The 19,884-nt window shown below is 72.4% G+C and carries 20 protein-coding genes, 1 tRNA gene and 1 other RNA gene; 14 read left to right on the forward strand and 8 right to left on the reverse strand.

Annotation, left to right across the window (positions count from 1 at the left end):
• Positions 1-11: 11 nt before the first annotated feature.
• The 3 genes from ABME02_RS15590 (at position 12) to ABME02_RS15600 (ending at position 2,312) form a co-directional block, all read left to right on the forward strand.
• The gene (locus tag ABME02_RS15590) at positions 12-797 is read left to right on the forward strand and encodes a metal-dependent hydrolase (RefSeq protein ID WP_353816252.1); all 786 of its coding nucleotides are present in this window, start codon (positions 12-14) and stop codon (positions 795-797) included.
• Positions 798-943: 146 nt separating this feature from the next.
• Entirely contained in the window at positions 944-1,540 is a 597-nt protein-coding gene (locus ABME02_RS15595) for a VOC family protein (RefSeq protein ID WP_353816253.1), read from the forward strand.
• A gap of 10 nt (positions 1,541-1,550) precedes the next feature.
• On the forward strand, positions 1,551-2,312 hold the full coding sequence (locus ABME02_RS15600) for an SDR family NAD(P)-dependent oxidoreductase (protein WP_353816254.1): 762 nt from the start codon (positions 1,551-1,553) through the stop codon (positions 2,310-2,312).
• 57 nt (positions 2,313-2,369) lie between these two features.
• Here the strand turns inward: ABME02_RS15600 and ABME02_RS15605 are convergent.
• Positions 2,370-2,445, reverse strand: a tRNA-Lys gene (locus ABME02_RS15605).
• A 134-nt stretch (positions 2,446-2,579) separates the two neighbouring features.
• On the opposite strand from ABME02_RS15605, the gene ABME02_RS15610 reads away from it, so the two are divergent.
• From ABME02_RS15610 to ABME02_RS15620, 3 genes are all read left to right on the forward strand, one after another.
• Positions 2,580-3,368, forward strand: a complete 789-nt coding sequence (locus ABME02_RS15610) for an inositol monophosphatase family protein (protein WP_353816255.1) — start codon at positions 2,580-2,582, stop codon at positions 3,366-3,368.
• The gene (locus tag ABME02_RS15615; protein ID WP_353816256.1) at positions 3,365-4,300 is read left to right on the forward strand and encodes an LLM class F420-dependent oxidoreductase; all 936 of its coding nucleotides are present in this window, start codon (positions 3,365-3,367) and stop codon (positions 4,298-4,300) included. The genes ABME02_RS15610 and ABME02_RS15615 overlap by 4 nt, the downstream gene beginning before the upstream one ends.
• Before the next feature lie 88 nt (positions 4,301-4,388).
• Positions 4,389-4,628 (forward strand): hypothetical protein, encoded by a 240-nt coding sequence (locus ABME02_RS15620; protein WP_353816257.1) that lies wholly within the window; start codon positions 4,389-4,391, stop codon positions 4,626-4,628.
• Positions 4,629-4,713: 85 nt separating this feature from the next.
• Here ABME02_RS15620 and ssrA read toward each other — a convergent pair.
• Positions 4,714-5,081: a transfer-messenger RNA gene (ssrA, locus tag ABME02_RS15625) on the reverse strand.
• 283 nt (positions 5,082-5,364) lie between these two features.
• On the opposite strand from ssrA, the gene ABME02_RS15630 reads away from it, so the two are divergent.
• From ABME02_RS15630 to ABME02_RS15640, 3 genes are all read left to right on the forward strand, one after another.
• On the forward strand, positions 5,365-7,560 hold the full coding sequence (locus ABME02_RS15630; RefSeq protein ID WP_353816258.1) for a glycoside hydrolase domain-containing protein: 2,196 nt from the start codon (positions 5,365-5,367) through the stop codon (positions 7,558-7,560).
• A gap of 75 nt (positions 7,561-7,635) precedes the next feature.
• Positions 7,636-8,925, forward strand: coding sequence for a glycosyltransferase (locus ABME02_RS15635; protein WP_353816259.1), 1,290 nt, complete (start codon positions 7,636-7,638; stop codon positions 8,923-8,925).
• A gap of 156 nt (positions 8,926-9,081) precedes the next feature.
• Positions 9,082-9,744 (forward strand): SIMPL domain-containing protein, encoded by a 663-nt coding sequence (locus tag ABME02_RS15640; RefSeq protein WP_353816260.1) that lies wholly within the window; start codon positions 9,082-9,084, stop codon positions 9,742-9,744.
• A 27-nt stretch (positions 9,745-9,771) separates the two neighbouring features.
• Here ABME02_RS15640 and ABME02_RS15645 read toward each other — a convergent pair whose 3' ends face one another.
• A complete protein-coding gene (locus tag ABME02_RS15645; protein WP_353816261.1) occupies positions 9,772-10,509 on the reverse strand; it encodes a tyrosine-protein phosphatase in 738 nt (245 codons plus the stop codon).
• Positions 10,510-10,615: 106 nt separating this feature from the next.
• Here ABME02_RS15645 and ABME02_RS15650 point away from each other — a divergent pair, with 106 nt between their 5' ends.
• Complete coding sequence (locus tag ABME02_RS15650; protein ID WP_353816262.1) at positions 10,616-11,080, forward strand: hypothetical protein; 465 nt, start codon at positions 10,616-10,618, stop codon at positions 11,078-11,080.
• Positions 11,073-11,381 (forward strand): transcriptional regulator, encoded by a 309-nt coding sequence (locus ABME02_RS15655; protein ID WP_353816263.1) that lies wholly within the window; start codon positions 11,073-11,075, stop codon positions 11,379-11,381. Before ABME02_RS15650 ends, ABME02_RS15655 begins: the two co-directional genes overlap by 8 nt.
• Positions 11,382-11,399: 18 nt before the next feature.
• Here the strand turns inward: ABME02_RS15655 and smpB are convergent, their stop codons facing one another.
• The 5 genes from smpB to prfB all read right to left on the reverse strand — a co-directional run bounded on the left by smpB (position 11,400) and on the right by prfB (position 16,228).
• Complete coding sequence (gene smpB, locus ABME02_RS15660; RefSeq protein ID WP_353816264.1) at positions 11,400-11,876, reverse strand: SsrA-binding protein SmpB; 477 nt, start codon at positions 11,874-11,876, stop codon at positions 11,400-11,402.
• 117 nt (positions 11,877-11,993) lie between these two features.
• Positions 11,994-12,905, reverse strand: coding sequence for a permease-like cell division protein FtsX (gene ftsX / locus ABME02_RS15665; protein WP_353816265.1), 912 nt, complete (start codon positions 12,903-12,905; stop codon positions 11,994-11,996).
• Positions 12,902-14,374 (reverse strand): cell division ATP-binding protein FtsE, encoded by a 1,473-nt coding sequence (gene ftsE, locus ABME02_RS18465; protein ID WP_436408284.1) that lies wholly within the window; start codon positions 14,372-14,374, stop codon positions 12,902-12,904. The genes ftsX and ftsE overlap by 4 nt, the downstream gene beginning before the upstream one ends.
• Before the next feature lie 75 nt (positions 14,375-14,449).
• Positions 14,450-14,980, reverse strand: a complete 531-nt coding sequence (locus ABME02_RS15675; protein WP_353816266.1) for a flavodoxin domain-containing protein — start codon at positions 14,978-14,980, stop codon at positions 14,450-14,452.
• A gap of 138 nt (positions 14,981-15,118) precedes the next feature.
• A complete protein-coding gene (gene prfB, locus ABME02_RS15680) occupies positions 15,119-16,228 on the reverse strand; it encodes a peptide chain release factor 2 (RefSeq protein ID WP_353816267.1) in 1,110 nt (369 codons plus the stop codon).
• Positions 16,229-16,331: 103 nt separating this feature from the next.
• Between prfB and ABME02_RS15685 the strand changes: the two genes are divergently transcribed.
• From ABME02_RS15685 to ABME02_RS15695, 3 genes are all read left to right on the forward strand, one after another.
• Complete coding sequence (locus ABME02_RS15685) at positions 16,332-17,654, forward strand: MFS transporter (protein WP_353816268.1); 1,323 nt, start codon at positions 16,332-16,334, stop codon at positions 17,652-17,654.
• A gap of 108 nt (positions 17,655-17,762) precedes the next feature.
• Entirely contained in the window at positions 17,763-18,956 is a 1,194-nt protein-coding gene (locus ABME02_RS15690; protein WP_353816269.1) for an FAD-dependent oxidoreductase, read from the forward strand.
• Positions 18,953-19,771, forward strand: coding sequence for a TIGR01458 family HAD-type hydrolase (locus ABME02_RS15695; RefSeq protein ID WP_353816270.1), 819 nt, complete (start codon positions 18,953-18,955; stop codon positions 19,769-19,771). Before ABME02_RS15690 ends, ABME02_RS15695 begins: the two co-directional genes overlap by 4 nt.
• Positions 19,772-19,884: the final 113 nt, after the last annotated feature.

The following is a 19,884-nucleotide window of genomic DNA, read 5'->3' on the forward strand; positions in this document are numbered from 1 at the left end:
CACCCGACCCGATGATGGGCATCACCCATGCCACGAGCGGCGCCGCCGCCTGGCTCGCGATCACCGGAACCATGCCGATCGTCACCGCCGGCGCGTACCCGCTCGACCCGGTCGGCGTGCTCGCCGGCACCGCGGTGTGCGCGGGTGCTGCGCTGCTGCCCGACGCCGACCACCACAGCGCCACCATCGCCCACTCGGTGCCCGTGCTCGGCAGGTTGGCGACGGGCGTGGTCGGGGCGGCCTCCGGCGGGCACCGGCAGGGAGCCCACTCGCCCGTCGGCGTGCTCGTGACCTTCGCCGCGGCGTGGGCGCTGACGCTCGTCGCGTTCCCGGTCGATCCGCTCGGCACGCTCGCGATCGGCGCCGGGGCGGGCACGGCCGCCCTCACCGCGTTCGGGTTGAAGGCGCGCGGGCTCATCCGGTCGTGGCCGGCCGCTTGGGCGGTCGGCGCGCTGCTCGGCGCCTTCATCGTCGTGTTCGCGCCCGAGCAGGTCGCGTGGTTCCCCCTTGCGGTGCTCGTCGGCTTCGTCGCGCACCTCCTGGGCGACCTGCTCACGACCGGCGGCCTCCCGGGACTCGTCTGGCCGTGGCTCATCCGTCCGCCTCGGGCGCTCCGACCGGTGCCCGTGCTGGGCCGCGTGTGGCTGCCGAACGGGTACGTGTCGCTGCCCGTGCTCGGCGACACGGGCTCGTTGCGTGAGACGATGCTCGGCGCCCTGCTCGGCACGTACTGCTTCGTCGGCTCGACGTACGAGGTGCTGCGGCTGATCGGCGTCGACCCGTTCTCGTTCTGGTGAGCGCCGGGTGACGACCCGAGCGGCGCTCACTCGTGAGACCGCACTCCCACGGCGCGCTCATCTGTTGCTGGATCTGCTCATACGCGTGACCTTCGGAGGTTCGCCGCCTATCGTGAGGGCACCCCGACCTCGACGAGGAGACCAGCATGACGTGGGACACCGGCGACTTCGACCGAGAGAGCCTCGCCTCGGCGGCGCGAGCCTTCACCGCCCAGCAGGTGGCGCGATGCGCCGCGATCGGCATCGACGCCGGCGGCTACCAGGTCAGCCATCTCGCCGTCCGGACCCGCACCTGGCGCGACTACCTCGCGGCACGCGACGCGATCGAGTCGTACTCCACGGCGAACCTCGAGAACGTCTGGAACGGGCGGCCGATCTCGAAGCTCCTGCTGAGCGAGCCCATCGAGATCGCCGACGGCATCGGAATCCCGCTCATCGAGCTCATCCCGCCGTTCCACCAGCGCGTCTACCGCATGGGCCTCGAGCACGTCGGCTTCGTCGTCGGTCCGGAGCATCCGGCGTTCATCGAGCGGCACCGGGAGGTACTGACGGGCCAGCAGTTCCAGAGCCGCTTCTGCGCCCCCGTCTACCGGCTCTTCGAGGACTACACGCACGTGAAGTTCTACGAGACCTCGCTGGGCGACGTCTGCCGGCTCGAAGGGGCCGCCTTCGACGGCATGGTGCACGCCGACTGGCAGCCTGCGGATCCCGATGCCGGGCCGTACGAGACCGGCTGCGACTAGGGCACCCGCCATGGACCGCGACTTCGAGGGCACGACGGTCCTCGTCACTGGAGCCACAGGTGGCCTGGGCACCGAGATCGCGGAGCGCTTCGCGCGCCGCGGCGCGAACCTCGTGCTGCACCATCGGTCGCGCGAGCACGACGCCGAGCACCTCGCCGGGGCGCTCTCGACGACGCACGGCGTGGCCGCCGACACCGTTCGCTGCGACCTCTCCGTCGAGCGCGACATCGAGCGGATGTTCCGGCCCGGATCGCCGGCGGCGCGCGCCACGGTGCTCGTCAACAACGCCGGCACCTACCCCGTCGCCGAGTTCCTCGAGCTCGGCGCCGACGACTGGATGACCAGCTTCCGGCTGAACGTCGTCGCGGCCTACCTCTGCACCCGGCATTCGGTCCGCGCGATGGTCGCCGACGGCGGCGGCGCGATCGTCAACGTCACGTCGATCTCCGCCGACCGGGTGGCGCCCGACCAGGCCCCGTACGGCAGCAGCAAGGCCGCCCTGCGGTCGCTCACCCGCACCTCAGCGGTCGCGCTCGCGCCGCACGGCATCCGCGTCAACTCCGTCTCGCCCGGGCTCGTGTGGCGCGACGGGCTCGACGCCGAGTGGCCCGAGGGACTCGCCCGCTGGTCGGGCCGGTCGCCGATCGGGCGCGCCGTCGGACCCGGCGAGATCGCGGACGCCTGCGTCTTCCTCTCCTCGCCGGCGGCAGCGGCGGTCACGGGGCACGACCTCGTGGTCGACGGCGGCATCACGGCGGTCTCCGACTACTGAGCGCGCAACCTCCGGAGCGAACGACGAAGGCCCCGACGATCGCTCGCCGGGGCCTGCTGGTGCACCCCCAGGGACTTGAACCCTGAACCCACTGATTAAGAGTCAGTTGCTCTGCCGATTGAGCTAGAGGTGCGTTTCGGCCGGTTTCTTGCGAACCCCGAACCGAGGAACAACGGTATCAGGTGACCGGCCTGAACGCGAAATCGAGGTCGACTCGGGCGCGCCGCCCGCCCGGAACCCGCCGTGGCCGGTCGATAGGCTGAACCGGTGACGGATGCCTCGTACGCCGACGACCTCGCCCTCGCCCTCGAACTCGCCGACCTGGCCGACGCGGCCGCGATGGCCCGCTTCCGCGCCGTCGACCTCCGGATCGACACGAAACCCGACCGCACGTTCGTGACCGAGGCCGACCTCGCGGTCGAGCGAGCGGTGCGCGAGGTGCTCGCCGAGCGCCGCCCGGGCGACGGCATCCTCGGCGAGGAGTACGGCACCGAGGGCGAGGGCGCCCGGCAGTGGATCATCGACCCGATCGACGGCACGTCGAACTTCCTCCGCGGGGTGCCCGTATGGGGTGCGCTCATCGCGCTCACGGTCGACGCTCGGCCGGTCGTCGGCGTCGCGTCGATGCCCGCGCTCGGACGCCGATGGTGGGGTGCGACCGGCTCGGTCGCCCAGACGACGGACGCCCCGGGCGCGACGCCCCGCGACATCCGCGTTTCGAACGTGGCCGATCTCGGCGACGCATCCATCAGCTTCCAGAGTATCGCGCAGTGGCGCGACGCCGGCTACCTCGGGCGGCTCCTCGCGCTCGGCGAGCGCGTGTGGCGCGATCGCGCCTACGGCGACCTCTGGTCGTACTGCCTGCTCGCGGAGGGCCTCGTCGACGTCGTCGCCGAGTTCGACGTGAAGGCGTGGGACCTCGCGGCGCTGATCCCGATCGTCGAGGGCGCCGGGGGGCGGTTCACCTCGGTCACCGGCGAGGCCGGCGCCGGCAACGGCAGCGCGCTCGCCACGAACGGCCTGCTGCACGACGCGGTCCTCGAGGCGCTGAAGTGAGCCGCGAGCTCGAGGTCTGCATCTTCACCGAGCCCCAGCAGGGAGCGAGCTACGACGAGCAGCTCGCCCAGGCGCAGGAGACCGAGCGCCTCGGCTTCGACGGCTGGTTCCGCAGCGACCACATCCTGCACATGGGCCCGGGCGACCCGATGCCGGGGCCCACCGACGCCTGGACGACGCTCGCCGGCATCGCCCGCGAGACCGACCGCATCCGGCTCGGCACGCTCGTCTCGCCGGTGACGTTCCGGCACCCAGGACTCCTCGCGATCCAGGTCGCCCAGGTCGACGACATGTCGGGCGGCCGCGTCGAGCTCGGGATCGGCGCGGGCTGGTTCGGCGCCGAGCATGCCGCGTACGGCATCCCCTTCCCCGGTCGGCGCTTCGACCTCCTCGAGGAGCAGCTGCAGGTCGTGACCGGCCTGTGGGAGACGCCGGCGGGTGAACGCTTCTCGTTCGCGGGCGAGCACTACGAACTGTTGGAGGCGCCCGCCCTGCCGAAGCCCGTGCAGTCGCCGCTGCCGATCATCATGGGCGGCGGCGGGCCCACGCGCCTGCCCGCACTCGCGGCGCGGTACGCGACGGAGTTCAACCGCGGCTTCTCCGACGAGGACGAGATCGCCGCGTCGTTCGCGCGCGTGCGCGCCGCCTGCGAGGCGATCGGCCGCGACCCCGAGGCGATGCGCCTCAGCGTGGCGCTGCCCACGGTCGTGGCCACGGATGACGCGTCCTACCTCGATCGTCTCGCCGCGATCCACGCCGACCCCGACACGTTCGCCGAGGTCAACGTCGCGGGCACCCCCGAGGTGGCGGTCGAGAAGATCCGGCGGCTCGCCGACCTCGGCGCCGACCGCGTCTACCTGCAGCTCGTGGACCAGCGCGACCTCGACCACGTCGAGCTCATCGCCGCCGAGGTGCTCCCGCACCTCGGCTAACCGAGACATCCTCGTCATCGTGCACTGAACGTCTGCGGAGTCGCGTACCCTTGTCGGTGAGGGCCGGGGGGCCTCGATGGGGGAAGACATGCGGGCGTTCGCACGCCGACGACACGAGGTCGTCGACCAGCAGCCGCTGGATCCTGAGAACGATCCGTACGCGGCGTACCTGATCTGGAAGGCGGAGCAGGAGGCGGAGGCCGCCGCGCTCGCGGGCGACGAGACGCCCGACGGAGTCGTCGATCCGACCGACGAGGCGGAGCCGGCCCGCGGGTCGTGGCTCCGCCGGCTCGCCGCGCGAGCCCACGTCAACGCGTCGCGGAACTGACCCCGCGCAGGCCGACCGCGCAGACGCCGATCGCCGCGTCTCGGCGCGGCGATCGGAGGCTGGCACAGCGTGCGATGACGACCGGTGGTGGAGATGGGGGGAATTGAACCCCCGTCCATCGCTGGGATTCCACGGTTTCTCCGGGCGCATCCTGTGAGGCGTTCTGCTCGGCCCCGACCCTTGCCACAGGCAGCCAGGTCGACGGGCCCAGCCTGAAAGAGTCCCGTACGACGCTCAGGCGACGTCGCACAGCGAGTTCCCTAGATGACGCCAGCGACCGGGGCGGGAACGAACCCGGGCTGACGGACTAACGGACTCGCTTAGGCAGCGAGGGCGTAGTCGTTCTGCGACTTATTGGCAGTTATTGGTTCGCAGGGAGCGTTTTCGAGATAACCCTGCATCCTCGGCCCGCTTCACGCGGTCTCGCAGGCGATGTCGAAACCGATCATCCCCGTGAGACGCGCTCCGACCGATGGTCGGAAGGCGGGTCGTCATCGCACGCTGTGGAGTTGCCAACCGCGCGACACCCGAAGGCGGCGCGGCCCTACAGGATACAACAGGAGCACCCCGCGGGGCATTCCGGATGCCGCGCCCGGAATCGTTCATGTGACTGTAACCCGCCGGCCTCCGCCAGCACGTAGCGTCCCCGCATGGGACGTTCCGAGATCGCCTCGCCCCGCACGGGCACCGTCGCCCGCACCGGGTCCGTTGCGGCATGCCGCAGCATGGGAGCCGCATGATCGCGCGGGTCGATCCGTTCATCGGCACCGACGCCGTCGACCTCCCCCCGCAGACGGGGCTGGCGGCGACGTGGTGGTGGCCGAAGCCGCAGGTCGGCAACACGCACCCCGGAGCGACCTTCCCGCTCGGGATGGTCTCGGCGTGCGCGTACTCGGGCGCGTACCCGACGGGGTACGGACGATACGACCTCGCGACCGAGGGCGTGCCGCCGATGATCCACGAGGGCGGCGTGGCCTCCGGCTTCACGCACTTCCAGCAGTCGGGCACGGGGGCGATCCGCAAGTACTACAACTACTTCCGCGTCACGCCGATGCTCGAGCCGCTCGACGTGCTCGGCCGCACCTGGGAGCTCCTCGAGGAGGCCGCGGAGCCCGGGTACTACGCGGCGACGCTCGACTCCGGCATCCGCGCCGAGCTCACCGTCGGGCCGAAGTCGGCCGTGCACCGCTACACGTTCCCTCGGAACCCGAACGCGCGCATCGTGATCGACTTCTCGCTGGGCGGCCTCTCGATCCCCCACGGCGAGACGATCCCGCTCCGGGCGAAGCTCGAGCAGGTCGCGCCCGGCATCGCGCAGGGCGAGATCGTCGTCGAGGGCGCGCCCCTGTCGGTGTACATCGAGTGCGACGCGCACACCTGGCGGCAGATGCTCTGGTACGACCGGCGCCTGATGCCGGGCGGCACGAAGCTCGCGTTCGACCACATCCGGCCCACGACGCTGCGTCCCTTCGGACTCATGTGGGCGGGCCAGAGCGAACCCGGGCAGAGCATCGAGGTGCGCATCGGGTTCTCGCTCCGCGGGGTCGAGCAGGCGCGCGCGAACCTCCGCGCCGACGAGGGCACCGGTGCCGCGCGGTTCCCGCACCGGCGCGACCGGACGAGGAAGGCGTGGCGGAAGCACCTGAAGGCGATCACGGTCGACACGCCGTCGACCGAGCGCCAGACCGTCTTCTCGACGGCGCTGTACCACTCGCTGATCAAGCCCTGCCTCGCGCCCGAGGAGAGCCCGTTCTGGCCGACCGAGGGCCCGTTCGTGTTCGACCTCTGCACGATGTGGGACATCTACCGCACGCAGCTGCCGCTCATCACGACGCTGTTCCCCGAGCGGGCGGTCGAGCTCGCGAACGCCCTGCTCACCATCTGCGAGGAGGAGGGCAACTTCCCGATCGGGTACCGGATGGCGCGCGGCAGCGACCGGTTCTCGCGTCAGGGCAGCGCGCTCGCGCAGACGTTCCTCGCCGACCTCTGCCAGCTCGGGCTGCCGGGCATCGACTGGGAGTGGGCGCTCGTGCACATGCACGCCGACCTCCGCCGGACCTACGGCGAGGACTTCCTGCTGCGCGGCCATGCCCACCCGATCAGCCACACGCTCGACCTGGCCTACGGGTACTGGTGCACCGCGAAGGTGGCGGCGCGCGTGGGCGACCGAGCACTCGCCGAGGAGTTCACGGCCCTCGCGACCCGGTGGATCAACGCCTTCGACGCGCAGACGGGACTGCTCCACGACTCGACCTTCTACGAGGGCAGCCGCTACAACTACTCGTTCCGACTGCTGCACGACATGCACAGCCGCATCGAGCTCTCCGGGGGCGACGAGGGCTTCGTGGCCGCCCTCGACGCCTTCTTCGGGTTCGGCGCCGAGCCGGTCCGGCAGCCCGGGGTCGCGCCGGGGCTCGAGGAGCTCGCGGCCGGCTATGCGCTCGGCCGCTTCGAGGGCCTGAACAACGAGCCCGACATGGAGGCGCCGTGGGCGTACCACTACGCCGGGCGCCCCGACCGGACCGCGGAGGTCGTCCACGCCGCCGTGCACCAGCAGTTCGGCACGGGTCGCGGCGGCCTCCCGGGCAACGACGACTCGGGCGGCATCAGCTCGTGGTACGTCTGGGCGAGCCTCGGCCTGTTCCCGGTCGCGGGCCAGAACCTCTTCCTCGTGAACTCGCCTGCGTTCGCAGAGTCCGAACTGCGCGTCGGCGGCGACGCGTTCCGCATCGAGACCAGCGGGTTCGTCGAGCCGCGCCGCGACGGAGCGCCCCAGTACGTCCAGTCGGCCGAGCTCAACGGCGACCCCCTCGAGCGCACGTGGCTCCGCGGCGACGAACTGCACCGCGGCGGCAGCCTGCTCCTTCGACTCGGCCCCGAACCGAGTGAGTGGGGGCGGACGTCGCGCCCGCCGTCATACCCGGAACGCTGACCCCGCGGCATCCCGCCGCCTTCAGACCTGCCCGATCAGGACGCGCACCTCGCGCCCCACAGGAAAGGAGGAGCCATGAACGCTCCGCCTCGCAACCGCCTCGTCATCGTCAACCGCGCCGATCCGGTGATCTGCGGTCATTCGGTCGAGGGCCGCAACCTCGCCGAGGCCGCGCTGCAACGCGGGTTTGACGAGGTGCGCATCGTGACCTGGCCGATCGACCGGCTCGAGGCGGCCGGCCTGCCGCTGAAGCCCCTCGATCGGATGCTGCCGTACAGCCCGGGCATCATCGTCGAACGCCCCGAGCCCGTCGGCGACTACAAGGTTCCGGACGGCCGCTACCTGGCGGGCATCACCGGGCGGCTCGTCGAGCTGTTCACCGACGGCGTGCCGACGGTGTGCCTCTCGCTCTACCTGAGCCCGCACACGGTCGCCGTGACCGACGCGGTGCGCGCGGCATGGAGCACGGGCCTGCCGGTGAACGTCACGACGATCGCCGAGGCCGTGGGGTCGGATGTCACGAACGTCGTGCGCTCGTGCGTCGAGGAGGGCCGCTTCGGCGCCGCCGCCCACATCCTCTCCAGCTACCTCGCCCAGGACCACTGCGTCGCGGTGTCCGAGTACACCAGGGAGCTCATCGTGGCCGCGGCCTCGGAGATCGACGCGTTCCACGGCACGCGCTTCGCCGAGCAGTGCCGGGACCGGATCCGCATCTCGTACCCGGCGATCGACACGTCCCAGTACCTCGACCTCGACCCGGCGATCGTGCGCGGCGTGCTCGCCGCGCGCGGGCTGGAACCCGACGGCTACGTGCTGTTCCTGTCGCGGCTCACCGAGGCCAAGGGCGTCGACGACCTCATCGCGGGATTCGAGCGCACCGCAGCCCACGACCGCCTGAAGCTCGTCATCGTGGGACGCGGCCCGGCGGCCGAGAAGTTCCGCGCCCGTGCGGCCGCCTCCGCCGTGGCCGATCGGATCGTGTTCCTCGACGACGTCGACGACGCGGAGAAGCCGTACCTGATGGCGGGGTGCGCGACGTACGTGCTCCCGAGCAAGCCGCGTCCCGAGTTCGTGGAGACCTTCGGCATCGCCCTCGCCGAGCAGATGCTCGCGGGCGGGGGCACGGTGATCACGACCGACACGGGCGGCATCGGCGAGGCGGTGGGCGAACACGCCATCATCGTGCCGGTCGACGACCCCGACGCCATCGCCGAAGCGATCGACCGGGCGCTCGCGCTGACGCCCGAGGAGCGCGCGCTGCGCGCCGATCGGGCGAGGGCGTACGCGCTGCAGTTCGACCGCGGTGCGGTGTTCGAGCGCCTCTTCGACGGTGCGGGAGTGCTGCCGGAGCGCGCGATCGCCTGATGCGTCGGCTGCCCTGACGCGTCGGGTGCCCGCGGCGACCGCCGCCGCGGGCACCCGGCGACGTCGGAGGGGCCGACGTATGCTGAGGTCGGCCGCACGGGGGTGCGGCCCACCGAGGCTGCGCCCAGCGCAGCCGCACCAGCCGGGAGGTCCCGCATGCCGACCACGATCGCCGTCACCGGGCGTGCCGAGGAGCGCGTCGACCCGGAACTCGGTGCGGTGTCGCTCACTGTGTCGTCCAACGGCGCCGGCCGCGACCGGGTCGTCGGCGCGGTCGGCGAGGCGCACGAGCGCCTGCTCGCCGCGATCCGCGACCTCGAGGCCGCAGGGGCGCTCGAGTCGTGGTCGGCCGGCCAGCTGCGCGTCTGGTCGCACCGCCCGTGGAACGACCAGGGCCGGCAGTTGCCGCTCGTGCACCAGGCGTCGGCCGACCTCGAGGTCGTCTTCCGCGACCTCGAGGCGCTGGGCGACTGGGTCGGTCCGATCTCCGCGGCCGCCGACGTGACCGTGCAGGGCGTCGACTGGCGGTTGACCGATGCGACGCGTTCGCGCGTGCAGGAGGCGGCGCAGCGCGCCGCGGTCGCCGACGCGGTCCGCAAGGCGGCGGTCTACGCCGAGTCCCTCGGGCTCGGCGCCCCGACACCCGTGGAGCTCGCCGACCACGGACTGCTGCAGGCGCAGCCGATCCCGCGCGCGCACCGCGCCGTCGCGATGCGCGCGATGGCGCTGGAGGGCGCGGACGCCGGGCCCGCACCGGAGTTCGCCCCGGCGAAGCTCGTGGTCGAGGCATCCGTCGACGCGCGGTTCAGCGCCGGCTGACACGCGGGCGCCGACGCGACGGCGCCCTCAGTCGCGGTCGATCAGCCACGCCTCGAGTGCGCGCAGTTCGTCGTGGTCGAGGCCCGAGGCGAGCAGGTACTCGCGCACGGTGCCGTGGCTGCGCTCCACCTCGTCGAGGACGGACTCGAGCGCCTCGCGCGGGCTTCCGCCCATGAGGATGCGCAGTTCGGGGGTGTCGGGCACGCCGTAGTCGCCGATGAGGGCGACCATCTCCTCGAGCCATTCACCCGCGAGGTGCCCCTCGGTGAGGGCGTAGTCGACGATGACCGCCTCGCGGTCGACGCCTGCGGCGAGCAGGGCGAGCGCCACGACGATGCCGGTGCGGTCCTTGCCCGCGGTGCAGTGCACGACGACGGCGCGCTCACCGGCGCTCGAGATCTCGCGGAGCGCCTCGACCACGACGGCCGAGTGCTTCGTGACGATGCGCTGGTAGAGCGCTTCGAGCGAGATGCCCCGCCCGCCCTGCGACGCGCCAGAGCCCTCGAAGACGGGAAGCCGCAGCACCTCGACGTCGAGGCCGTCGAGGTCGTCGGGCATGGCCCGGGCCTCGTTGTCGTCGCGCAGGTCGACGATGACGCCGACCTCGAGTCGGCGGAGCGCCGCGCGTCCCTCGTCGCCGAGCCGGTGCAGTCCGTCGGAGCGGAAGAGGCGCCCGGCGCGGACCGTCCCGCCGCGCGCGGGCAACCCGCCGACGTCGCGGAAGTTGTACGTGCCCGGCACCGGGATGCGCGTCGAGATCTCCACGCGGCGGAGTCTAGCCCGCCGTGCCGTCAGCACACCGTGAGGAGGCCTCGATCGCGAATCAGTGAAAGTACTTTCCATATAGGCAAGTAGTTGCTACCCTTCTCGCATGTCCACGAACGATCCCACCGGCGCCGACCTCCCCGAGCCCGCCGACGCGGCCGCCTTCGTGCGGGAGGCCGAAGCGGCGGTGCGGCGGGTCGCCGTGCAGGGCTCCGCGTCCGCCTCCGCGTGGCTGACCGGGCTCGCCGCCGCATCCGGCATGTACCTCTTCGCCCTGGGTTGGTACGACCGCAGCGACGAGGGGCCGATCCTCGCCCTCTCGATCGCCTTCGCCGCGACCCTCGGCATCCTGTCGGTGCTGCACCTGCGCCGCATGCGCGCCGCGAGCCTCGGCTTCTCGCGACGCTTCGGGCTCGCCGTGGGCGGGTGGGGCGCCGTATTCGGCATCTCGTTGACGCTCGGCCTGCTCGCGTTCCCGGGCAGCCCCGTCTACTTCGCGATCGCGGCGATCGCCACCGCGACACCGCCCCTCTGGGGGTCGCTGCGCGAACTGGTCGTGGTCCGTGGCTGAGCCTGCAGACGACGGCCACCCGCGCCATCGGCTCGACCCGCTGCTGCAGCGGCCGGTGCCGTTCTCGATCGCGGCACTGCTCGCGGCCGCGGACGAGGCCGAGTTCGCGTTCGTCCGCGACGCGGTGGAGCTCAGCGACTCCGCGCTCAGCAAGCAGGCCTCGGCGCTCGAGGCCGCCGGCTACGTGGCCGTCCGCAAGGGCTTCGTGGGCAAGTTCCCGCGCACGTGGCTGTCGATGACGCCGCAGGGCCGGGCCGCGTTCGCGGCCCACCTCGCCGCGCTGCGCGAGATCGCGGGCTGATGCCCGGATCGCCCCCGCCTACTCCCCCAGGTGCCGGCGGCTCGCGATGGCGCGCTCGGCCTCGCGCTTGTCCTGCCGCTCGCGCAGCGCCTGGCGCTTGTCGTACTCGCGCTTGCCCTTGGCGACCGCGAGCTCGACCTTCGCGCGCCCGTCCTTGAAGTACAGCGACAGCGGGATGAGCGTGTAGCCGCCCTCCTTGGTCTTGTGGCTGATCTTCACGATCTCCTGCTTGTGCATGAGCAGCTTGCGCTTGCGTCGCGGAGCGTGGTTGTTCCAGGTGCCCTCGGTGTACTCGGGGATGTGCACCGCATCGAGCCAGATCTCACCGCCGTCGATGAAGGCGTACCCGTCGACGAGTGACGCCCGGCCCTGCCGGAGCGACTTCACCTCGGTCCCCGAGAGCACGATGCCGGCCTCGTAGGTGTCCTCGATCAGGTAGTCGTGGCGCGCCTTGCGGTTGGTCGCCACGACCTTCTCACCGCGTTCCCTGGGCACGGTCCACTCCTCGCTTCGATGACGGATGCCGCCGGCGATCCCCGGCAAGCCCTTCAGTCTAGCCGCGGTCGCGGCATCCGTCGCCCACGGGCAGGCCCGCGCAGGCCGCCCACGGGATCAGACGCGCAGGTACCGCCGGATCGCGATCGCGGCGGAGGCCGCGGCCAGCAGCACGCCGACGGCGACGAGCAACGGCACGACGAGCAGCGCGTCGTCGAGCCCGACGAACGTGAACGACAGCGAGTCGGCGAGGTAGCCCTGCACGAAGAAGACCACGATCGCGACGACCGCGCCGCCCGCGAGGAGCGAGCCGAGCAGCCCGGCGAAGATGCCCTCCAGCACGAACGGCGTCTGGATGAAGCGGTTCGAGGCTCCCACCAGCCGCATGATGCCGAGCTCCTTCCGGCGTGAGAACGCCGACAGCCGGATCGTCGTCGCGATCAGCAGCGCCGCGGCCACCAGCATGACCGCCGCGACCGCGATCGCCGTGTAGCTCCCCGCGTTCAGCACGTCGAAGATCTGGTCCAGGTAGCGGCGTTGGTCGACGACCTGCTCGACGCCGGACAGGCCGGCGAGGCTCTCGACGAGCACCGCGGACTGCGACGGATCGGTGAGGTTCACCCAGAACGTCTCGTTCAGAACGTCGGGCGTGACGTAGTCGGCGGCCGGCGTGCCGGCGAACTGCTCCTGGAAGTTGGCGTAGGCCTGCTCGCGGTCCTCGAAGTAGTACTCGTCGATGAAGGGCGCGAGCGTGTCGCCGCGCAGCTGCGCCTCGACCGCCTCCTTCTGCTCCGGAGTCGCCTCGCCGTCGATGCAGCCCTCGGTGGTCGAGACCGCCGTGCAGAGGTAGACCGCCACCTGGGCGCGGTCGTACCAGTAGCCGCGCATCTGCGCGATCTGCAGCTGCAGCAGCGCCGCGGTGCCGACGAACGTGAGCGAGACGAACGTGACCAGCACGACCGAGATGACCATGGTGGCGTTGCGGCGCAGGCCGTTCGCCGCCTCCGCGAGCACGAGACCGACCCTCACTTCACCGGCCCCACTTCCTGGTCGTCGTCGCCGGCGCGCGGCCCGGCGGGGCTCCGCAGGCCGAGTCGCTCGGCGAGCGTGAGGTGCGCGGACTTCGCGTTCACGGGGGCGGCCGGCCTGCCGGGCGGGCCGGACCGCGCGTCGTCGTCCTCGTCGCTCGCGTCGGAGTCGGCCGCCGCCTTCTCCGTCAGCGGCTCGATCGGCATGGTCGCCGCGGCCGTGATCTCGGCGGCCTCGTCGGTGACCGCGTCGCGCTCCTCGGGCTCGACGTAGAGCGGCGGTGCGTCCTGCATGACCTTCCGGGTGACCTTGGGGGCGGCCATGCCGACGGTGCCCGTGTCCATCGGGGTGTCGACAGTCGCCTCGCCGGCGGTCGGCTCCACCGACTCGGCCGCGGGCCGCTTGGCCTGGCGCTTCTTCCTGGCCGCGGGTCGCTTCGTCGTGGCCGGCTCGGCCCCGGCGTCGGCGACGGATGCCGCGGCCTCCGTCGCTGCGGCCTGCCGGACTCCCTCGGCCTCGCCCTGCTCGGCCGAGTGGAGCGCCTCCTCCGCGCGGATCGACGCGACGAGCGCGTCGGCCGTCGCGCCGTCCACCGCCTCGGCACCGGCCTCGACCATCGGCGCCGCCTCGGCGAGGTCGGCCTCTCGTGCTTCGGCGACCTCCGTCTCACGCGCCTCGGCCGAACCCGCGCCGACCGCCGCCAGCGCCGCCGCTGCGCGACCCGACGGCACCGCGTCGTCGGCCGGGATCGCGCCGACCACCGAGGTCGTGGGCATGACGTCTCCCGCGACCGCATACCCGGCGCTGCGCTCGTCGCGCACGATCTCGCCGGAGCTCAACTCGATCACCCGACGCTGCATCTGGTCGACGATGCCCGCCTCGTGCGTGGCCATGACGACGGTCGTCCCCGACGCGTTGATCCGCTCGAGCAGCGTCATGATGCCCGCGCTCGTGACGGGGTCGAGGTTTCCCGTGGGCTCGTCGGCGAGGAGGATCTGCGGCTTGTTCACGATGGCGCGTGCGATCGCGACGCGCTGCTGCTCACCGCCGGAGAGCTCGTGCGGCATCCGCTTGCCCTTGCCGTCGAGGCCGACCAGCTTCAACGTCTCGGGCACGGCCGATTGCACGAACCCGCGCGACTTGCCGATGACGCGCAACGCGAACGCGACGTTCTCGAAGACGTTCTTGTTCGACAGCAGCCGGAAGTCCTGGAACACGACGCCGAGGTTGCGCCGGAAGTACGGGACCTTGCGCGTCGAGATCGAGCGCAGGTCCTGTCCGAGCACGTGGATCCGGCCCGCCGTCGGACGATCCTCCTTGAGGATCAGGCGCAGGAAGCTGGACTTGCCCGACCCCGAGGCACCGACGAGGAAGACGAACTCGCCGCGCAGGATCTCGACCGTGATGCCGTCGAGGGCGGGTCGGGTCTGCCCCGGGTAGGACTTGGTGACGGAGTCGAAGCGGATCATCGGGTTCGAGCGTAGGCGGCATCCGCTCGAATCGGGGCAGCGACACCGGAAAAGGTCGGGCCGACGAGCCCGCGATCAGGCGGGAAGCGAGGCGAGGTCCGCCGCGACCTTCCTCGCCCATGCGTCGATCGCATCCCAGTCGCGGAAGTCGCCGTCGGGCAGCGCGTCGTTGGCGGGCATCCAGCTGACGATCCGGTCCGGGCCCCGCAGGTGCTCCGTGTCGAGCGCACCGAAGAAGACCATGGTGCCGCGTGGATGGATGAGCTCCTCGAACTCGGCGAACTCCTTCGGCGCGGCGCCGGCGAGCACGTCGTTGCCGTCCTTGTCGACGCGCTCGGTGCCGAGCGGGCCGCTGGCGAACAGCCAGGCCGGCCGGCCGGCCAGCAGTGCGTGGTTGCGGCGCACGAACTTCCGCGCCTCCTTCCGCCACTTGCCCAGGTAGGTGGCGCTGCCGATGACGAACGCGTCGAATCCCTCTGGGAACTCGACGTCGTCGCAGTGCTCGATGTCGACCTCGTGGTCGGCGTCGCGCAGGCGATCGGCGATCCGATCGGCGATGCCCCGCGTCGCCCCGTACTTGCTCGAGTACGCGACCAGCACGCGCATGATGCTCACTCCCCCCGGCGGGACGCCCACGGTCCCACAGGGGCGAGGCTAGGCCTCGCGTCCGCGCGCGACCGGTGCCGAAGGTCCCGCGCCCGGCCCGCTGCTCGGACCGCGCGGCGAGCGCTCCGCGTCAGCGGATCAGTCGTCGTCCTTCTGCTTGCGCCAGCGGATGCCCGCCGCGATGAGGCCGTCGAGGTCGCCGTCGAACACGGTCGCCGGGTTGCCGACCTCGTAGCCCGTGCGGAGGTCCTTCACGAGCTGCTGGCCGTAGAGGAAGTAGGAGCGCATCTGGTCGCCCCAGCTCGCGGTGATGGTGCCGGCGAGCTCCTTCTTCTTCGCGGCCTCCTCCTCGCGCTTCAGCAGCAGCAGGCGCGTCTGCAGGACGCGCATGGCCGCGGCGCGGTTCTGGATCTGCGACTTCTCGTTCTGCATCGAGACGACGATGCCGGTCGGGATGTGCGTGAGGCGCACGGCCGAGTCGGTCGTGTTGACCGACTGCCCGCCGGGACCGGACGAGCGGAACACGTCCACGCGGATGTCGTTCTCGGGGATGTCGACCTCCTGCGCCTCCTCCATCACCGGGATGACCTCGACGGCGGCGAAGCTCGTCTGCCGCTTGTCGGCCGAGCCGAACGGACTGATGCGGGCGAGGCGGTGCGTGCCGGCCTCGACCGAGAGGGTTCCGTAGGCGTAGGGCACGTCGATCTCGAACGTGGCCGACTTGATGCCGGCGCCCTCGGCGTAGGACGTGTCCATGACCTTGACCGGGTACTTGTGGCGCTCGGCCCAGCGCAGGTACATGCGCATGAGCATCTCGGCGAAGTCGGTGGCGTCGTCGCCGCCGGCGCCGGAGCGGATGGTGACGACCGCGCCGCGCGCGTCGTACTCGCCGTCGAGGAGCGTCTGCACCTCGAGCTGGCTGACGGTCTCCTCGAGGGCGGCGAGCTCCGTGCGCGCCTCGGCGGCGGAGTCCTCGTCCTCCATCTCCTTCGCGAGCTCCACGAGCACCTCGAGGTCGTCGATGCGTCGCTCGACGTCGGTGACGCGCTTGAGCTCGGACTGGCGATGGCTGAGGGCGCTCGTGACCTTCTGCGCGTTGGCGGGGTCGTCCCAGAGGGAGGGCGCGCCGGCCTCCTCGGAGAGCCGCGCGATGTCGGCCTTGAGGGCGTCGACGTCGACGACGGCACGGATGTCGCTGAAGGTGGTTCGCAGGGCGGAGATCTCCTGCGCGAGGTCAAGATCCAACATGGCCCGTCCAGCCTAGTGGCCCGGCCCGTGCGCGGCCTGCGCGAGCCGCGCCCGGCCCCGACGTCCGCCCACTGCGAGGTCGGCCGGGCATAGCATCGAGGGGATGACCGACTCCGCCCACCCGTTCTCGTGGCGCTCGATCGTCCTCCCGGCATACCTGCCGACCCTGCTCTTCTCGCTCGGCGAGGGCGCGCTGGTCCCGGTGATCCCCGTCGTCGCCGTCGACCGCGGCGCCTCGCTCGCGCTGGCGGGCCTCATCGCCGCCATGCTCATGGTCGGCGGGCTCGTCGGAGACCTGCCGGCCGGATGGCTCGTGGCCCGCATCGGCGAGCGGGCGGCGATGATCGGTGCGTCGGCGCTCGCCGTCGCCGGCACCCTGCTCGCCCTGCTCGTGCCGACGTCGTGGGCGCTCGCGGTCGGCATGTTCCTCCTCGGGCTCGCGGCGGCGGTGTTCGGGCTCGCACGGCACGCGTTCCTCACGAGCTACGTGCCGGCGCGCGTGCGCGCCCGCGCGCTCTCCTCGCTCGCGGGCGTGTTCCGCGGCGGCTGGGCGATCGGCCCCTTCACCGCGGCCGCCATCATCGCCTGGACGGGGTCCGCCACCGCGGTGTTCTGGGTCCTCGTCGCGGCGTGCGCGGCGGTCGTCGCGGTGCTCCTCGTCCTCCCCGACCCCGAGCGCGTGTTCGGCGCCGCGGTGCGCGCACGCGCGGCATCCGTCGGCGACGGCGGCGGCGCGGCCGACGAGCAGGGCCGAGCGGATGCCGCGGGCGGCATCCGTCACGCGGTGGTCGCGTATCGCGGGGTGCTCGCGCGCATCGGCACCGGGGTGGGGCTGCTCGCCGCGCTCCGCGCGAGCCGGACCGTCATCGTGCCGCTGTGGGCCGTATCGCTGGGGATGCGGCCGGACGCCGCGGCACTCGTCATCGGCATCGCGGCGACGGTCGACTTCGCGCTGTTCTACGTGAGCGGCCACGTCATGGATCGGCACGGGCGGCTCTGGAGCGCCATCCCGGGCCTCGTCGGGCTCGCCGTCGGCCACCTCGTGCTGTCGGTCACGCACGACGTGCCGGGTGCGGTCGCCTGGTTCACGGGGGCCACGATGCTCCTCGGCATCGCGAACGGGCTCTCATCGGGCGTCATCCTGACCCTCGGGGCCGATCTCGCGCCCGTCTCGAACCCTGCCCCGTTCCTCGGCGCGTTCCGCACGATCGCCGACGCCGGTGGGGCGGCCGCGCCGCTCGCGATCTCGGCGATCACCTCGGCGCTCTCGCTCATCGCCGCAGCCGCGGCGATGGGCGTGCTCGGCCTGCTCGGCGCCGGCATGCTGTGGCGGTGGATCCCCCGATACGTGCCGCGCGCGCCGCGGCATCCGTCGCCCGAACCGCCCGAGCCCGACGAGGCGTGGACGCCCACCGTCGACACGTGATCCGCGACCCGGCCCCGCTGCGCGGGCCGGATGGCCCGGGGGCGCCCACGCGGCCGGAGTAGCGTCGGCAGCGGGCGATGGGCTCGCCATCGCCGGAACGGAGGCGGCGTGCGGGCTGCGGTCATCGGGGCCGGGATGGCGGGGCTCGCGTGCGCGCGGCAGCTCGCGCTCGCGGGGTGGCAGGTCGACGTGCTCGAGCGGGCAGGCGGCCCGCGCGCTGACGGCTACATGATGGACTTCTTCGGCCTCGGATTCGACGCGGCCGAGCGGATGGGCATCCTGCCGCGGCTTCGAGACGTCGCCTACCGGATCGGCGCCGTCGAGTACGTCGACGCGCGGTCGGGCCGGCGGACGGCGAGCATCGACTACGACCGGTTCGCGACGGCCCTCGGCGGGCGCCTGCTCAGCCTCATGCGCCCCGACCTCGAACTCGTGCTGCTCGACGCGCTCGGCGACGCGCCCGACGGCTCGGTGCGGGTGCACTACGGCGTGCCGTACGACGCCGCCGAGGCGGCGGACCCCGGCAGCGAGCTCGGCGCACGGCTGGCGGGTGCCGACCTGGTGATCGGCGCCGACGGCATCCACTCGAGCGTGCGCGACGGCCTGTTCGGCGACGAGTCGCAGTTCGTGCGGCCGCTCGGGCTGCGCGCCGCGGCCTACGTGATCGACGGCGCGCCCGGCCTGCACGCCGAGTTCGACGGGCGGTTCGTGCTCACCGACACCGTCGACCGCCAGGCCGGGATCTACGGCCTGCGCGACGGGCGGGTCGCGGCGTTCCTCGCGTACCGCGAGGGCGCGCACGACGGCGTCGACCCCGACGAGGACGCGCCGACGCGGCTGCGCCGCGTGTTCGGCGGCCTGTGGCCCCCGATCGACCGACTGCTCGAGCGCTGCCCCGCGCAACCGTACGACGACGTGGTGGCGCAGGTCGTCCTTCCGCACTGGCATCGCGGCCGCACGGTGCTCGCGGGCGACGGATGCCAGGCCGTCTCGCTCCTCGCGGGGCAGGGCGCGTCGATGGCGATCGCCGGCGCCGAACTGCTCGCCGACCTCGTGGGGCCGTGCCGCGACGACGCGTCGATCGAGACCGCGCTCGCCGAGTACGAGCGCCGCTGGCGGCCGGTCGTCGAGGAGAAGCAGGCGGCGGGGCGGCGGGCGGCGAACACGTTCCTGCCGCCGGACCGGTTCCGGCTGCTGCTCCGACGGTGGGCGCTCCGCGCCTCGTCGCTCCCGGTCGTCGACACGCTCGTCATGCGGTCGATCGCGGGCGGCACCGGGTTGAAGGGCGGGACCGGGGTATGAGCACCCACGGCGTGCTGCTCGATCTCGACGGGGTGCTCTACGTCGGCGAGGAGCCCGTGCCGGGCGGCGCCGAGGCGGTCGCGTGGCTCGTCGAGCGCAGCATCCCCCATCGCTTCGTGACGAACACGACGTCGCGACCGCGGCGCGACATCGTCGCGAAGCTGCGGGCCATGGGCATCGAGGTCGATGCCGCCGACGTGCTCACGCCGGTCGTCGCGGCGGCGGCCTGGCTCGAGTCGGAGGGATGCCGCCATCCAGCCCTCTTCGTGCCGGACGCGACCGCAGCGGAGTTCGCGGAGCTCGGCGTGGGCGGGGCCGGGCCCACCGAACCCGCGGATGCCGTCGTGGTCGGCGACCTCGGGAGCGGATGGGACTTCGCGACGATGAACCGGGCCTTCCGGCTGCTCGCCGAGGACCCCGGGATCCCGCTCGTGGCGCTCGGGCTGACCAGGTACTGGCGGGCCGAGGACGGACTGCGGCTCGACGTGGGCGCGTTCGTGCGGGGCCTCGAGTACGCCTCGGGGCGCGAGGCCGTGGTGCTCGGCAAGCCCGCGGCGGCGTTCTACCGCGCCGCGGTCGATGCGCTCGCCGAGGCGCCCGACGAGGCCGTGATGGTCGGCGACGACATCAGGTCCGACGTCGAGGGTGCGCAGCACGCGGGACTGACGGGCGTGCTCGTGCGGACCGGGAAGTTCGATCCGACCGATCTCGACGGCGAGATCGCGCCCGACGCGGTGCTCGATTCCGTCGCCGACCTGCCCGAATGGTGGCGGAATCGATCGTCCGACGGCGGAATCGACGAATCCTCGGCCTGAACCTTGACAGTGCCGGACGGGCGCGGCCAAGGTGGCCGGTAGGGTCCGCAAGCGCCGGAAGCGTGGCGAGCTTGGTACGCACAACGTCGTCGTCACCAATCCCCTCCGGCCGG

The sequence above is a fragment of the Agromyces zhanjiangensis genome (genome assembly GCF_040496055.1).
GTDB classification, from domain to species: Bacteria; Actinomycetota; Actinomycetes; order Actinomycetales; family Microbacteriaceae; genus Agromyces; species Agromyces zhanjiangensis.